Source organism: Streptomyces sp. NPDC036764 (assembly GCF_055609385.1).
The window spans coordinates 33,441-49,513 of record NZ_JBVJPT010000023.1; the positions used below are offsets into that span (position 1 = coordinate 33,441).

Below are 16,073 nucleotides of genomic sequence, written 5' to 3' on the forward strand. Positions count from 1 at the left end.
AGCACTCCTCAATCGCTTGAGCCGCAGCGTGCCCGCGACTCCCCCGCAAGCCGTCCGCGGTGCCGCCCGGCCGAAGGGCATCGCTTCGTGGGCATGCGCAGAGCCGCGCCGCCCGTCCTGTCGTAGCGGCACCGCGACTCTATGGGGCCACTGGGCATCACGCGAGGCGAACGGCGCGAACCCGCGACCGAGATGGCCGGTCGCGGGCCTCGTGCGCACGGCTCACATGGCTCCGTGTGCACGGCTCGCATGGCTCCGTGCGCACGGCTCACATGGCTCCGTGCGGTCCGCGTGGTGTGTCGGTGCACTCAGGTGTCTCGCCGCGCCTCCTTCTGCCGGTGCCGCCGCTCGCGCGGGTACAGGCTGACGATGAGTGGGGCCGCGGTGAGGACGGAGGAGTAGGTGCCGACCGCCAGGCCGATGAGCAGGGCGAGGGCGAAGTCGGTGAGGGTGTCGTCGGCGAGGACGGCGAGGGCGGTGAGGATGAGGGCGGCGCCCATGCCGGTGTTCACGGTGCGGGGCAGAGTCTGAAGGATCGCCTGGTTCGTCAGCCGGCGCAGCGATGTCGTGCGGTCGCGGGCGAGGAGTTCGCGGATGCGGTCGAACAGGACGACCGAGTCGTTGACCGAGTAGCCGATGACGGTCAGCAGGGCGGCCAGGAAGACACCGTCGATCGGCTTGCCCAGCCAGGCGAAGACGCCGATGAGGATCACCACGTCGTGGATGAGCGCGCCGACGGCCGCGGTCGCGAACCTCCAGCGGAACCGGACCGCCAGGTAGAGGAGTTGGGCGCCCAGCGCGAGGGCGAGGGCGATGACGGCGTTGCGGCGCAGTTCATCACCCAGGCTGGGGCCGATCAGCTCGTCACGGACCTTCCTCGTCTCGCCGCCGAGGCCGCTGATGGCTTCGCTGACGCTGGTCTCTTCGGCACTGGTCAGGCTCTCGGTGCGCACCGTGAGGGCGGTGTCGCCGGAGGACTGCACGACCGCGCGGGGGAATCCGGCGTGGGTGAGTGCCTCGCGGGCCCGGTCGGGGTCGACCGCGGCGGTCGTGGAGTACTCGATGAGCCGGCCTCCGGTGAAGTCGATGCCGAGATCGAGGCCGCGGACCAGGATGCCCGAGGCCGCCATGACGAGGAGGGCGGCGGATACGGCCAGCCATCGGCGCGGACGGCGCATCAGGAACGGGTTACGGCGCAGCAGTCCGTCCCGGACACCGCCGGTGTCGGCGATACCGGTGAGGCGTGGACGTCGGCGCACGGCAGGCCGTCCGGCCGCGTACTCGGCGAGTACGCGGGTGATGACCAGGGCGCTGATCATGGAGGCGAGGACGCCGATGCCGAGGGTGACGCCGAAGCCGCGGACCGGGCCGGAGGCCAGGGCGAACAGCAGAGCCGCGGCGACGAGCGTGGTGATGTTGGAGTCGGCGATCGCGCTGAACGCGCCGCGGAATCCTGCCGTCAGCGCCGATCGGGGGCTGGGGCGGTTGCGTGCGGCGTACTCCTCGCGGGCCCGTTCGAAGACCAGCACATTGGCGTCCACGGCCATGCCGATCGCCAGGACGAACCCGGCGAGGCCGGGCAGGGTCAGGGTGGCGCCGAGCGCGGCCAGGGCGGCGTAGGAGATCAGGCCGTAGCAGATCAGGGCCGCGGTCGCGAGCAGGCCCATGAGCCGGTAGACGGCGATGATGAACAGCGCGGTCAGGGTCGTACCGATGACGGCGGCCCAGGCCGCGGCCTCGATGGCCGCGTCGCCGAGGGTGGCACCGATGGTGCGCTGCTCGACGGTCTCGACCGGTACGGGCAGGGCGCCACCGGAGATGAGCAGGGCGAGTTCGCGGGCTTCGGTGTCGTCGAAGGAACCGGTGATCTGGGTCGTGCCGCCCGGGATGCCGGTACCGCAGGTGACGGACGGGTCGACCTGCGGCGAGGAGATGATCTTGCCGTCGAGGACGATGGCGACCCGGCGCTGCGGGTCTCCTGCCGGGTGGCAGGCGGCCTGTGCGGTTACGTCCTTCCACGCGTCGCGGCCGCCGGCGGTGAAGTCGACGGCGACGTGCCAGCCGGTGCCGCTCTGCTGGTCGAAGCGGGCGTCGGCGCCTTTGACGTCCTGTCCGGTGAGGTCGGCGGCCTTGAGCCGCAAGGGCCGTCCGGACTCGTCCGGCAGGGTCGGCTGCTGCTTGGCTGGAACGGCCGGATCGGTTGGTGGGGTGGTGGTGCCGTCGGGCTTCTCGGCCGGGCCGAGGACCGCGTGGACCGTGAGCTGGGCGGTGCGGCCCAGCACGTCGGCCGCCTTCTTCGGGTCGTGTACGCCCGGCAGTTCGACGAGGATGCGGTGGTCGCCGGAGCGGACGAGGGTCGGTTCGGCGACGCCGAGCGCGTCGATGCGGCCCCGTAGCACCTCCATGGTGCGGTCGGTGGCCTCGCGGTCGGCTTCGGTGGTGTCGGTGGAGCGGGTTTCCAGCGTGATCTGGGTGCCGCCTCGCAGGTCGAGGCCGAGGCGGACGGGTGTGGTGAGGGCGATGGCCAGCGATGCGGCGATCACGGCGAGGGCGAGCAGCGCACGCGCGCGCAGGGAGTTCTTCCGGCGTTTCAACACGAGCCTCCGGCAGGCACGTCGCGGCGGCAGCGGCAGCGGCAGCGGCAGCGGCAGCGGCAGCGGCAGCGGCAGCGGCAGGCGAGAGCAGCACGGGGCGCGCTTGGCCGCGACGAGGTAAAGGGTGATGGGTTGCTTCAGGTGCCGGTAGGCGCTGGAGGGGCCCTGCCGCGGTCGTGCGCCGATCGGCAGGGGGAGATGGGAGCGTGCCCGGATGCCGCCGAAGTGCGGACGCCGGCAGCGGGGCGGCCGGCGTGGACATCGCCGGAGTCGGTGGCGTGGTGATCCGGCGGGTTCGGGCGCTCACCGAGGTGGTCGTGCCGGGTTCTGGCCGGTGTCACGCAGACGGCGGCGCACGGGTCGTCCGCTTGCGGTCCGCTGTCTGCGAGTTCGGTGCTCGTGGCCGCCGCGGCCGAGTTGGGCCTCGGGTCCGCTGCGGTGTGCGCGGCGTGCGCGGGGACCATCGCCAGCAGGACGGCGATCAGGACGGTGAGCGTTGCGGCGAGCCGATGCCCTGTGGCTAAAAGCCGTGCCCCGGCCGTCGGGATGGTGCGGGATGCCGGGCGCATGCACCATCCCTCTCTGGATGTTCGGATCCGGACCGCCGGGGGCCGGGGGCGGGCGTCAGGGTTCGACAAGACCGGAACGGATGGCGTACCGGGTCAGTTCCAGCCGGTCGTGCAGCCCGAGTTTGTGCAGGAGGTTGGCGCGATGGCGGTGCACGGTCTTGACGCTGATGAACAGCATCTCGGCGATCTCCTTGGAGGAGTGGCCCTCGGCGACGAGTTTGAGGACCTCCTCCTCGCGCGGCGTGAGAAGGCGATCGGCATCCTCCTCGCCGTTCCGGACGCGATCCAGGTAGTTGCGGATCAGGGCGGTGACCGCGCCGGGGTAGAGGAACGGCTCGTTGCGCATCGCGGACCGGCAGGCGGCGACGAGGTCGCGGTCGGCCACCGACTTCAGTACGTACCCGCAGGCCCCGGCCTTGAGCGCCTGGAACAGGTACTGCTCGTTGTCGTGCATGGTGAGCATCAGGATGCGCAGGTCCGGCTTGAGCGCACTCAGTTCGCGGGTGGCCTGGAGGCCGGTCATGCGGGGCATGGCGATGTCGAGGACGGCCAGGTCGATCTCCTGCTTCCGGGCCTCCTCGACGGCCTCGGCACCGTCCCCGGCCTCGGCGACGACCTGAAGGTCCGGTTCGCGGTCGAGGATGAGGCGTACGCCGCGGCGAACGAGCGCGTGGTCGTCGGCGAGGAGGATGCGGATCGGCGCCGGGGTGGCGGACGCCGATGTCGAGTTGGCCGAGGACGGTGTCGGGGCCGTGGCGGGCGGCATCGGGTCGTGCATGGTCAGAGCTGCTTCCTGGGGACTGGTGCGGTGAGCCGGATCCGGGTGCCCGTGCCGGGTGTGGAGGTGATGTCCAGGGTGGCGCCGACGAGCAGCGCCCGCTCCCGCATGCCGCGGATCCCGGCGCCCTCGCAGGCGGCCTCGATGCCGCGGCCGTCGTCGGCGATCTCCAGCAACACCGCCTCGTCGGCGCCGTGCAGGCTCACCTCGACCCGACGGGCCTCCGCGTGGCGGGCGGCGTTGGTCAGGCTCTCCTGGGCCACCCGGTACAGGACGAGTTCCCCCTAGTGGTCGAGGGCGGGCAGGTCGTTGTCGAGGCGGCGCACCACACGCAGCCCGGTGTGGGTGGCGAAGTCCTGCGAGAGCGAGGTCAGTGCGCTGACCAGGCCCAGATCGTCCAGGACGCCGGGGCGCAGGCGGCGTACCAGGCGCCGGACCTCGTCCAGGCTCTCCCGGGTGATCTCCTGGGCCTGCTGGAGGTCCTCGCGCAGCGGCTCGGGTGCATCGTCCGCGGCGCGCTTGAGGACCAGCAGGATCGCGGTCATGCTCTGCCCGACCTCGTCGTGCAGTTCCTGGGCGATACGGCGGCGTTCCGCCTCCTGGGCCAGCAGTGCCCGGGCGCTGGAGGTGGCGCGCTCGTGCTCCAGCCGGTCGAGCATGGCGTTGAAGGTGCGGATCAGTTCGGCCACCTCGCTGCCGGCGGCGCCGGGCACGGGCAGACGCTGACCGGGGCGCAGCAGGTCGACGGTGGTCATCAGGCGGGTCAGCCGGTCCAGGGGGGCCAGGCCCCAGCGCAGCAGGGTGCCGTTGGCGACCAGCATGACGGCCAGACCGCCGACCAGGATCATGGCCTCGGTCAGCAGCACCGGCACGGAGACGGTCACCGGCGCCCACAGCAGCAGCGCCGTGGCGATGCCCAGGACCAGGGCGTTGAGCCCGAAGATCCGCCAGAACAACGACACGGGGCAACGCCTCCTTCTACGACCCGACCCTAACCGGCTCGGCTCACGGCCATCACATCCCCGGACGGGAGCCGCGGCATCCGGGCCTGATGGATCCTCCCGCCCCAGCCTGCCGTGCCCCACACGCGGGGTCGATGGGGTCTGGTCCCCATTTCCCAGGTCACGGGGTACCCATACGCCGTGCCGTGCCGGTCGCCGGGTGGGCGGCGCGCCCCCGTGCAGCCCCCATGTGGGCATCGCGGTCCGGGGTGAATGGGGCCTGTGCCCGATGGGTTTCCTACGCCGGGCCGAGCAGAGTCGAAGGTGCCAGGGCCGTCCGGTTCGGCCAGGACCCGCGGTCGCCACGGAAGGCCGCGGGTCGGCGAACCGGGCGGCCGTCGCTGCGCCCGTCGCCTCCAGAGAAAGGACCCCGCCATGCCGCTCGACGCCTCGCCCACCTCCCCCACCTCCCAGACCCCTCAAGCGCCCCACCCCTCTCAGACACCCCAGACCGATCCCCGGCCCGGCCGGCTGACCGCTCACGAGGCCCGGCAACGACTGGAACACGCCCGCAACAGCCGGTTGGCCCAGCTACACGCCCTCAGTGAGACCGGCCAAAGCGCTGACGACCACCTGCTGTCGGCCCAGGCCGGGGCGATCCAGCGAGTCCTCAAGGAGATCGACGAGGCGTTCGCCCGCATCGACGACGGTTCCTACGGCACCTGCCTGGGCTGCTCCACGCCCGTCCCCGCCGAACGCCTGGAGATCCTCCCGTACACCCGGTACTGCGTCCCCTGCCAGCGCCGGGCAACCATGTGACCGGCAGTTCCTGAGACCCGCTCTGACCAGCCCGAATTCTTCTCCTGCCCTGCTCAAGAAGGGGTGAAGTGGTGAACCACCAGACCGTCGGCGACCGTGCCGCGCACCTGTCGCCCGAGGACCTTGCCGCGCACCTGTCGCCCGAGGACCTTGCCGCGCTCCGGGAAAACCTGCACGAACAGCGGCTGTTCCGTCAGGACCAGCTTCGGCAGATCGCCGCGGCGCCACGCGCCGAGGCCCTGCTCGGCCGGCGCTCCGCGGCGCAGGCCGAGGTGCACGTCAAACTCGCCGCGTCCGCGCGCATGGTTCTCGCCGACGTGGAGGCGGCCCTGCAACGCATGGCCGACGGCAGTTACGGCACCTGCCGGCTGTGCCGACGGACCATCGAACACGAACGGCTGACGATCGTTCCGCAGGCCCGCTACTGCGCACGGTGCCAGCAGGTACGCGAGGCCGGACGATGACCCTGATCCCCCGCCCCCGGACCGGTCCTACCTCCAGCAACCGGCACCGGCCCTGGCCGCTGTGCCGGCAGTGCTACGGCCTCGCCCTCGACATGGGCAGCGTCCGTACCCGTGCCTGGATCTCCGGCCGCGGAATGATCCTGGACGTACCCACGGTTACCTTCCCGGGCGCCGGGGCGGTCTACCCGATCCAGCGCGGCGCCATCGTCGACGTTCCGGGAACGGCCCGGATGCTCGACCGGCTGCTCGGCCCCCGCCTGCCCCGCCTCACCCGCCCGCTGATAGTGGTCACCACACCCGTGCTGGACGGCCCCACCTACCGGCAGCGGGCCCGTACGGCAGTGGAGGTACTGCGTCCGCGAACGGTACTGACCGTCCCCACCGCGCGTGCCATCGCGCTGGCCGCGGACGCGGACCTCTCCCGCCCGCTGCTCGTGGTGGACATCGGCGCCCACGTCACCGAAGTCGTCCTCCTCGTCGACGGCGCTGTCCTCGACGCCCGCCGCACCGCCGTGGGCACGGCCGGCCTCTCCGTCCCCGGCACTTCGGAGGAGGTCATCGCAGCCGTCACCGCCATGATCACCTCGATGATCCGGCAGGACCGCACGGCCGTGACCGCCGACGCCCTGTGCCGGGGCGCCCTCCTGGCCGGCGGCGGGGCCCTGCGTCCCGACCTCACCTACCGGCTCGCCGGCAGTCTGCACGCGCCGCTGCGAGCCGTCCCCGCACCGCACACCGCCGCGATCCGCGGCGCCGCCAAGATCCTGCGATCCGCGCACGCCCACCCCTCGGCCAGAGCCACTTCTCACTGGCCGCTGCCGCCGCCTATGCGCACCTAGGTTGGATGCAGGTCGGTGTGCACCAGGTGATGGTCCGAATGCTCGGTCGGATGCACACGCTGCTCATTCGGGTCGAACCCACGCAGAAATACGTAGTCGAACTTGCTCTGCCAGTCGGTGGTCGTCTCGCAGGTGCCGGTCGCCGAGGGATGGCACTGGGGATCTGCGTCCGCGGCCAACGCCCACATCCCCGCGAGTTCGGGGGCGTCCGGCACGGCATTGAAATCACCGAGAACGAGCGCACGGTCGTACCGGCCGACCTCTTCGGCGAGTACGCCGATCTGTTCCGCTCGGAATGCCTCTTGACGTCGATGGGCGAGGTGTGTGTTGAAGACCCGGACCGACTGTCCGCCGACCTCGGTGGTGACTGCCATGTACCCACGGTCTTCGGATCCGCCGTCGGGGTATTCCACGTTCACGTGGTCTTTCATCGGCGCCGCCGACAGAATCGCCTGACCGTAGCCCCCCGGACTCCACGGCACTCCCCCGCAGCGGCCCCAACTCCGAAGGACCGTCCCGTACTCGACGTGGTAAACGAGACCGTATAGGCCCCGCAGATAATTCCGGATGCTCTCGACGTCACGCATGCAGGCTTCTTGCAGGCCGATGACCTGCGGCGCATACATGGCGATATCCGCCGCCCGGTCGGCGTTGCTCACATCGCACGGATTGCAGATGTTCCACGTCATGACCCGGTTCGGTACGACTTCCCTTACGGCGTCGGCGGGCAGAGATCTGCCGAACAGGCCACCGCTTGGCGCACTGGGGCCGACGAGCACCATGAAAGCCACGACCACGGCCCCCGCGAGCAATCGCGTGCCCCGTCCGAACACCACCGCCTCCTCAAGTGGACAATGCCCGGCTCAAGGATATCGACCTTGCGGCTCACGCTCTGGAGCTGGTTCACGATCTGCGATCCAGGTCAGGATGCGATGAATGCCGGCCCGGTCACGTCTCGTTCGAGGCTCGCGCCCTGGAATCCGTACGTAGCGATGTCAGCGACCTTGATCAGGACGCAGTAGCGATCGACCGAGTCAAGGATTTCGGCCACTTGGCGGTGATTCCTTTTGAGGAAGTGGATCGCGGCCTGATTCGCCAGGGAACTCTGGCCGCAGACCAACACGACCGGGCGAGTCGCCTGCGGCGGGGTGAACTTGGCCACCAGCGCGTACTCCACCTCGTTCTTACGAAACGGGTAGCGTCGGCCGCCGACGACGAACGCCACCGACTCGGCACCCTCACCGTGCGGCAGGATCCTGACACCGGGCAGATGAGCCGCGAGGTGGCCGCCCGTACGGACGTTGGCCTCGCCCAGCGGGCCGCCGATACAGAACTCCGTACGGTCGTCGTTGCTGGCACGGAAGTCGTCGCTCAACTCGGTGGAGACGTCACAGCCGAGCTGGCCGGCCAAGGTCGCCACCTCGATCATCGCGCGGATCTCCTTGTGCGTCGTGACCCCTCGCGCGTTGTGCTTGTTGCCGATGACGATGAAGCAGGTCTCTCCCGGAACGAGACCGAAGAAGTTCGCCTTCCGCTGGAGCACACGGGCACGCTTGCCGCGCTCCCAGAGCCAGACGAACGCACCGCCGATGAGGCTGGTCACCAGACCGACCAGCACATTGACAACTACCGAGTAGATCGCCGCCCCCTCGCGCCCGCGCCACGCACCGCAACTGCGTGCGCTTCGACCGCCGTTGATCCTGCACGACCGCCCCGTGGATGACAACTGGGCTCAACAGCGGGCCGGTCGACCGGACACGGATCCGGCCCGGTCCCCGCAGGTACGGGGACCGGGCCGGAGGGTTCGCCGACGCCGGGCAACGGTCACCGTCGACGCGTCATCTCACGGAGCGAGCCGATAGGCGTTCGTGATCGTCTCGCGTACGGTGTTGCCGCCCTTGTCCTTGAGGTCCACGCGGAAGGACACGGCCTTGGCGGTTTCCGGGTGCTTCACACTCACCGAGCGCGCCCCGTTCGCGTCGGTCGTCACGGTGAGCGGCTTCCAGGTCCGGCCACCGTCGTAGGAGACGTTCACCGTCAGCGCGGCGACCTGCCCTGCCGCGGCGGCGGCGCCGCTCAGCTTCAGCGGCACGGTGAGGGTGCTGCCCACCGGAGCCGTCCCGCGCAGGCTCAGCTTCGGCGCGAACCGGACCGTCGACAGCGGCAGCCTGGTCGTACGGTCCGATGCCGGCCGGGCCGAGGTGAACGTCCACACCCCTGCCACCTTCGTGCTCGTGGAGGTGTCCTCGGCGGAGCGGCTCGCCTCGACCGTCAGGCGGTACGCGGCCGAGGCGGCGGGAACTTCGGTGGTCAGCCAGTCCGTGGCCGGGCCCTCGCCGAGGATCCGCCCGCCGGATTCCAGCCGGGCGAAGCCGCTGGTGACGATCGAGGACCCCTGGTTGCCGCTGCCGTCGTTGAACAGGGGGATCCTGGCGCTGAGGTGGTCGCCGACCCGCTCGGCGCCCTGCTCGTGCGAGCTCCCGGCCGCGAGATCGGGGCCGACCACGCCGGTGTTGAACCTCAGCGTGTGGCTGGAGCCGGCCTTGTAGGTCACCAACTCCTTCGAATACTGCATGCGCACCTCGCCGCGGGCGTTGAGCTGCGCCGCCGTCCAGGACCAGCCCACGCCGGCCGTGGTGAGGTAGTGCGTGGTGGACTGCGGCAGGTTCTGCACCTGCGGTTCCTGAATGCCGATGGTCATCCCGCGTTCGTCCAGCGGTGTGATGTGGACCTGGCCCTTGGCCCCGGTGACGGAGGCGCCGAAGCCGAGCTTCACCTCGGCGACATCGGCCCGGGTGACGGTGCGGGTCAGGCCGGTGAAGAAGCTTCCCTTGCGGTTGAAGGCGAGTCGGTAGTCGACGTTGTTGCCGGCCGCGCCGGGCGTCTTCCACACCCCGTTGAACTGGGCCCGCATCGTGTCGGATGCCGGGCCGAGGGCGGCGGTGCGCATCGCCGGCACGCCGCTGCTGGACCAGGAGTTGGACACGCCCACGGCTTCGTCGTAGTAACCGGCGATGGAGGTGACGAGCTTCGCGGCCGGATCCGGGGCCTTCACGGCGAACGGCTTCGCTTTGCGGGAGTCGAGGGTGACCGTGACGTTCCGGGTCACCTCCAGAACCGGCTGGACGAAGAAGCCGACCTCGTTGTCCTTGGCGAAGACAAGGCTGTCCAGTTGGTAGGAGCCCTTGGGCAGCCGCTGGACCACCGTGCCGTTCGCGCGGTACGGGAGCTCCACGAACTCGCTGCGCAGGTCCATGGGGTTGATCGTCGTCGCGTAGGCGGGCGGATTCGCTCCGTCGGCGTCGATGTGCCGCACCGTGACGTCGTACGACTCCACCTCCCGCTCGACCACCAGACCGGTGCGCACCTGCTGGCCGTCTCCCGATGCGAGCACGGTGCCGCCGAAGACGCCGTCGACGGTGCCCTTGCGCGTGTCGGCGGTGACAGTGGTCTTCGCGGTGCCGCCGGCCGGAACGGTGAGCTGGGCGTCCTTGACGGTGAACATGCCGTCCGGGGCGGGGCGGCCCGACGAGTCGGCCCCGGAGGCGCTCAGCCTCAGGGTGACGGGCCGGGTGCCGTAATTGCGGTAGGTGAGGGTCTTGGCGGCCGGCTTGTCGTCGGCGTGCGGCCAGGCGTGCGTGCCGAACCCGAGGGAGCCGGGCTCCGAGACGACCAGCGCCGTGGCGGCGCGCGCCAGGTCCACGCGGCCCGCGCCCTGTTGGTGGGCGTTCAGCAGCGGGTTGGGCTTGGCCGAACCGGTCAGGAGCGCCTTGAGCCGGGCTCCGCTGAAGTCCGGGTGCTGCTGGAGCACCAGGGCGGCGGCGCCGGCGACGTGCGGGGAGGCCATCGACGTACCGGATTGCGCCACGTAGCCCTCGTCCGAGGGCTGTTCGCTCTGCGTGGTCAGGGCGGCGGTGATGTCGACGCCGGGGCCGGTGATGTCCGGCTTGGGGGTGCCGTCGAGGTTCGGGCCGCGGCTGGAGAAGTCGGCGATCCGGTCCTGCTTGTCGACGGCGCCGACGGTGAGCGCCTGGGGGGCGCTGCCGGGCGACCCGATCGTGCGGGGCCCTTCGCCCGAGTTGCCCGCGGCCACCACGAACAGGGCCTTGCCGGAGAGCCGGGCGATGGCCTCCTCCTTCGGGTCGACACCCGGGGTGTCGGGGGAGCCCAGACTCATGTTGACGATCTTGGCGCCCTGGTCGACGGCCCACTGCATGCCGGCGACGATGCTCGAGGTGGATCCGAAGCCGTCATCGGCCAGGACCTTGCCGTCCAGCAGCTTCACGTCGGGCGCCACGCCCTTGTACCGGCCGCCGGACTTCGCACCGCTCCCGGCGAGGATGGAGGCCACGTGCGTACCGTGCCCGTAGCGGTCCTTGACGTCGGGGGCTTCGCTGAAGTTCTTCTGGGCGATCTCGACGCCCTTGAGATCCGGGTGGGTCTGGTCCACGCCCGTGTCCAGTACGGCGACCTTGACGCCCTTGCCGGTGTAGCCCGACGCCCACATGGCGGGCGCACCGATCTGCGGCACGCTCTCGGCCAGGGTGGCCCGGACCTTCGCGTCCAGCCAGACGTGGGCGACGGACCTGGCGGCGGCTTTACCGCCTGGCGTACGGGCCGCGGAACCCCCTGTGACGGCCGCCCACAGCGCCGGCGCGCCGGCCTTGGGCGCCTTGAATGCCTCGCCGCCGACTGCGGGCAGCGCACGGCGCTCCCGGACGGCGACGCCCGCGAACGGGTCGGCGTCGGCGGCCAACTCCCTTGATTTGCCGCCGCCTTGCCGGTAGCCGACGATCAGCGGCAGCGTGCCGCGGTGCGCGTCGTCGTACCCGTCCCTGACGAGCTGCGCGACGTCGAACAGCCCCCGGTCGAGCACACCGTCGGCGACCAGGCGTAAGGCGTCCTGCGGGACGACGTACGTGTGGCCGGCCTCGCGCCGCACCGAGAAGCCGATCCCCTCGCGGCTCTTGCCACGCATGAGCCGAAGTGCCCGGCCGTCCGAGCCGACGACCACACGGTCGCCGGTGATCAGCGTGACGGTCGCCGGCGACTTCGCCTTCGCCTTCCCGTCATTCACGACAGAACCGGCAGCTTGCGCCGGCTGGCCCCCGGCCGATACCGCCCCCGCGACCAGCGCCCCGGCCACCACGGCGGCCAGTGCCGCCGTTCTCGCGCGTGGTGTGGATCCCACTCGCGTTCCCCCGCCCTCGTGTGCATGCCAACGCGTTCTCCGGTATCACGCGTGTGGGACGTGTCCGGTTCTCGGCGGCGCACGCAAATCGGCGGAGGGGAAGAAGGGGTGCGAGCTGCGATGCCTCGAACTGACAAGTGGTCAGCCGAAGGCCCTGTCGGTTCCCGGGTTGGGGCGGGGTACGTGGGGTTGCAGCCAAGCGGGCTCAAGCGCCGTGGATTGACCGGGGAGGCACCGGCACAGGTCGCCGCCAAGGTCAGCGCCTACCGCGCCGCCGGCGCCGCCTTCGAGGACACCGCCCCCGGCTGGGGCCGTTGCGACGGACAGCAGGGCGCCGTCGGCTCACGCCGAAAGGACCTGCTGTCCGTCTGCTGTCAGGTCGTGAAGTGCCAAGTCCCGTGCTCCACGCGGTAGATGGCGAAGCCGGGCTCCGTACGGAGATACCGGGCACCGTCGGGTGCCGTCACCTCGTCCCGGCCCCCCGCGGGAACATGGACCTCCGCGACCGCACCCACCGGCACCCGCACCTCCATGGTGAACTCGGCCTCCGACTGCGACCAGGCGACGCCCGCGGTTCCCCGGACGGTGCGGATCGACGTCCGGGCCCAGTCCACCCCGTGCCGGGCATCGGGCCGCACACTGAACGTCGCGTAGCCGGCGTCACCCGGACGCAGTCCTGCCACGTTCTCGTAGAGCCACTGGGCCACGGTGCCCTGGAAGTAGTGGTCGCGCGAGCGGGAGTCGAGCGGCCACATCTCCCACATGGTGTCAGCGCCGTTGTCGTGCCAGTAGCCCCAGCCGGGGTAGGTGCGCTGGGTCGCGACGGCGTGGGCGAGGTCCGGCCGCCCGTGCGCGCACAGCACCCGCAGCAGCACGCTGGTGCCCAGCGCACCCGTGTTGAGGTGCCGGCCGCGGCGTTCGACGTCCCGCACCAGGCTGTCGAGGACCGAGGCGCGGGCACTGTCCGGCACCAGACCGAAGGCGAGCGGAATCGCGTTGGAGGTCTGCCGGTAGCCGGGGTCCTTCGCCGTCCGGTAGTGGCCGTCCGCGCCCAGGAACTCCGCGTTGAGGGCCGCCTTCAGCTTCTCGGCGGCCTCCCGGTAACGCGTCACCACGTCGTCGGCGTGGAGCACCTCCCCCATCTCGGCGGTGTCCAGCAGCGCCCGGTGGAGGTAGGCGGTCGCGGTCAGCCGTGTGTCCTCCGGTGGGTTGCCGCCGTAACCGGGGGCGAGGTAGTCGCCGAGCGCCGTGACGGCGAGGCCGTCGCGCAGCCGGGACAACTCCCAGTCCAGGTAGCGGGTCAGCGTCACCCAGTGCTCGCGCGCCGCCCGCTCGTCGCCGTACACCCGGTAGAACTCGCGGATGAGGAACGGGTACACGGTCGTCCACTCGGGCGAGGGCCCGAGGTCGCCGTATCCCCAGCCGCCGCTCGGCACGATCACGGGAAGTTGACCGTCGTCCGTCTGGCTGTCGGCGAGGTCGCCCAGCCATTTGGACAGCATGCGGTGCATGGCGAACGCGTAGGTCATGACCGGTGTGCCGAGCTGGGCGTCACCCGTCCAGCCGTTCTTCTCGTACATCGGGGTGTCGGTCGGAATGCCGTGCATGTTGTTCAGCACGGTCCGCCGCATGGCGCGGTCGAGCCATTCGTAGAAGGGCTCCGAGCAGGCGAAGGAGCTGACCTCGTCCAGTGGGGTGTGCACCAGCCGGCCGAGGATCTGCCGGGCGTCGGGCGTCTCGGGCAGGCCGCTGATCTGTATGTACCGGAAGCCCTTGTAGGAGAAGGAGGGCTCCCAGCTCTCCTCCTCACGGCCGGCGCAGATGTACTCGTCGCGCTGGAATCGGCCGGGCACGTGGGAGGTCTCGGCCGAGACGCTTCCGTCGGGCTTCAGTTTCTCGCCGTAGGTGAGCTGGATGCCGGTGCCCGCGGGGACGTTGCGCACCGTGATCCGGGCCCATCCGGCCATGGTCCGGCCCATGTCCACCACGTGCACCCCGGGGGTGAGTGGGGTGATTCTCTCGGGGTGGAAGGAGTCGATGACCTCGATTCCGTCGTGCGGCTGCGCCCGCAGGCGTCCCTTCGGCGCGCTCTGCACCTTCGCCGGGCGCCAGGAGGAGTCGTCGAAGCCCGGCCTGGTCCACGGGCCCGGTTCGCGCCGGGCGTCGTATGTCTCCCCGGCGTAGAGGGAGTTGGAGAGTGTGGGTCCCTCCGTGATCCGCCACTGGTCGTCGGTGACCAGCGCGGTGCGGGAGCCGTCGGGGTGCTCGACCTCCAGGCGGGCGACGAGGCGGGGCTCCGAGTGCCAGGGCGGCCGGTGCCAGTTCCAGACGTTCGGGGTGGTCATGCCGAAGAAGCCACGGCCCAGGCTCACCCCGATCGCGTTGCCGCCGCGCCGCAGGAGTTCCGTGACGTCGTGGACGGTGTACAGCACGGTCTCGTCGTAGTCGGTGAAGCCGGGGTCGAGCACCTGGCGCCCCACACGCCGGCCGTTGATCTGCGCCTCGTAGTAGGCCAGGCCGCTGATGTAGAGCCTGGCCCGGCTGACCCGGCCGGGTACGTCGAACTCCCTGCGCAGGAGCGGCGCCGGCTGCTCGGGCACGGCGACGCTCACGCCGGTGCCCCAGGGGCCTTGGCCGTAGGGGGCGAGCACCACCGCCGGGAGCCACGCGGAGTCGTCGAACTCCGGCTCCTGCCAGCCCTGTTGCTCCGTCTGCGTCACTCTCCATCCGGCGTCGCTGAGGAGTTCGTACGTCCGCCCCGTCGACGTCTCCACCCGCAGCCGGACCAGCAGCCCCGCGGGGTTGACCGAGGCGCCTTCACGGTTGGTGGCCCTGGCGGCGAGGACGATGCCCGTGCCGGCGGCCACGGCCTCCCGCACCTCCCGCGTCACGTCGGCCGTCCGACCGGCCCGCCAGCCGTCCTGCTGTTGCGGGGCCTGCACCGCCTGGTGGCCGTTGAGGTACAGGGCGAAATCGTCGTCCGCGGTGGCCACCACGGTGGCCGTGACCACCTCGACGCCTGTCGGCAGGTCGAGGTGGGAGCGGAACCATCGGGTGCCCACGGGGGCGTTCTCCAGGCTCGCTCCGGTTGCCCAGATCCATGACGCGCCGGCGAAGTCGAGGGGCGTGGGGGTGTCCACGCCGATCCAACTGGCGCCCCACTCCTCGGGCGACAACGTTGTCTCCCACCAGCGGGGCGCACTCCAGGTCGATGCTCTGCCCCGTCCGTCCCACACCTTCACCCGCCAGGCATACCGGGTGCGCGGCTCCAGCGCCGGCCCGCCGTACGCCACGCCGACGCTGTTCGCAGACATCACCTTGCCCGAGTCCCACACCAGCGAACGGGCCCACCCTTTCGCGCCCGTCCTGACCTGGATGCGGTAGGCGGTCTGCCGTGCGCCATGACCCGGGGACGCCAACTCCCAGGCGAGCCGAGGGTGGGCCACATCGGTTCCGAGGACGTTCTCCGCGTGCTCCACGGTCGTTCGCGTGACGCGAAGTCCGCCGGTTCCGCCTCCCCCCGCGCCCTGCGGCCCATCAGCCGGCGCCCCCGATGCGGGAGTCGCTGCGGCCAGGACGGGAATTCCGGCGCCCATCGTTCCCGCGGTGGCGCGCAGAAAGGTCCTTCGGTCCCAGTCTCCGGGCATGTCCACTCCCTGCTCACTGTGTCCCACTCAATGGATTGAAACGATTCAACGAGCTCTCATTCGAATCCTATGGGCGAGCTGTGTCCGGCTTCAAGACTCCGGATGCATCCCGTCGGCCCCGCACCGGCCAAGGTCGAAATGACCTCTGAACAACCGCCGGACGAACTCTTGCACCACCTCAACGGTCAAGTGGCCGTGGTTCGTTCTGGCGAGGAGCACGGCTCCGCGGGT

The 16,073-nt window shown here is 70.8% G+C and carries 9 protein-coding genes and 1 pseudogene; 3 read left to right on the top strand and 7 right to left on the bottom strand.

What is annotated here, in order from left to right; all coding sequences use genetic code 11:
- Positions 1-308: 308 nt before the first annotated feature.
- The 3 genes and pseudogenes from secD to ACZ69Q_RS44095 all read right to left on the bottom strand — a co-directional run bounded on the left by secD (position 309) and on the right by ACZ69Q_RS44095 (position 4,903).
- A complete protein-coding gene (secD, locus tag ACZ69Q_RS44085; protein WP_471054271.1) occupies positions 309-2,597 on the bottom strand; it encodes a protein translocase subunit SecD in 2,289 nt (762 codons plus the stop codon).
- Positions 2,598-3,218: 621 nt separating this feature from the next.
- Entirely contained in the window at positions 3,219-3,929 is a 711-nt protein-coding gene (locus ACZ69Q_RS44090; RefSeq protein ID WP_471054317.1) for a response regulator, read from the bottom strand.
- 14 nt (positions 3,930-3,943) lie between these two features.
- A pseudogene (locus tag ACZ69Q_RS44095) lies at positions 3,944-4,903 on the bottom strand (HAMP domain-containing sensor histidine kinase).
- Between the two features lie 414 nt (positions 4,904-5,317).
- Here ACZ69Q_RS44095 and ACZ69Q_RS44100 point away from each other — a divergent pair.
- The 3 genes from ACZ69Q_RS44100 to ACZ69Q_RS44110 all read left to right on the top strand — a co-directional run bounded on the left by ACZ69Q_RS44100 (position 5,318) and on the right by ACZ69Q_RS44110 (position 7,004).
- Positions 5,318-5,701: a TraR/DksA family transcriptional regulator gene (locus tag ACZ69Q_RS44100; RefSeq protein ID WP_471054273.1), complete on the top strand. Its 384-nt coding sequence runs from the start codon at positions 5,318-5,320 to the stop codon at positions 5,699-5,701.
- Positions 5,702-5,769: 68 nt separating this feature from the next.
- Positions 5,770-6,165: a TraR/DksA family transcriptional regulator gene (locus ACZ69Q_RS44105; RefSeq protein WP_471054276.1), complete on the top strand. Its 396-nt coding sequence runs from the start codon at positions 5,770-5,772 to the stop codon at positions 6,163-6,165.
- Complete coding sequence (locus ACZ69Q_RS44110) at positions 6,162-7,004, top strand: rod shape-determining protein (RefSeq protein WP_471054279.1); 843 nt, start codon at positions 6,162-6,164, stop codon at positions 7,002-7,004. The genes ACZ69Q_RS44105 and ACZ69Q_RS44110 overlap by 4 nt, the downstream gene beginning before the upstream one ends.
- On the opposite strand, the gene ACZ69Q_RS44115 is transcribed toward ACZ69Q_RS44110, so the two are convergent.
- The 4 genes from ACZ69Q_RS44115 to ACZ69Q_RS44130 form a co-directional block, all read right to left on the bottom strand.
- Positions 7,001-7,840 (bottom strand): endonuclease/exonuclease/phosphatase family protein, encoded by an 840-nt coding sequence (locus ACZ69Q_RS44115; RefSeq protein WP_471054281.1) that lies wholly within the window; start codon positions 7,838-7,840, stop codon positions 7,001-7,003. The genes ACZ69Q_RS44110 and ACZ69Q_RS44115 overlap by 4 nt on opposite strands.
- 86 nt (positions 7,841-7,926) lie before the next feature.
- Complete coding sequence (locus ACZ69Q_RS44120) at positions 7,927-8,607, bottom strand: hypothetical protein (RefSeq protein ID WP_471054283.1); 681 nt, start codon at positions 8,605-8,607, stop codon at positions 7,927-7,929.
- 240 nt (positions 8,608-8,847) lie between these two features.
- Positions 8,848-12,081: a S8 family peptidase gene (locus tag ACZ69Q_RS44125; RefSeq protein WP_471054284.1), complete on the bottom strand. Its 3,234-nt coding sequence runs from the start codon at positions 12,079-12,081 to the stop codon at positions 8,848-8,850.
- Positions 12,082-12,569: 488 nt separating this feature from the next.
- Entirely contained in the window at positions 12,570-15,842 is a 3,273-nt protein-coding gene (locus ACZ69Q_RS44130; RefSeq protein ID WP_471054287.1) for a family 78 glycoside hydrolase catalytic domain, read from the bottom strand.
- Positions 15,843-16,073: the final 231 nt, after the last annotated feature.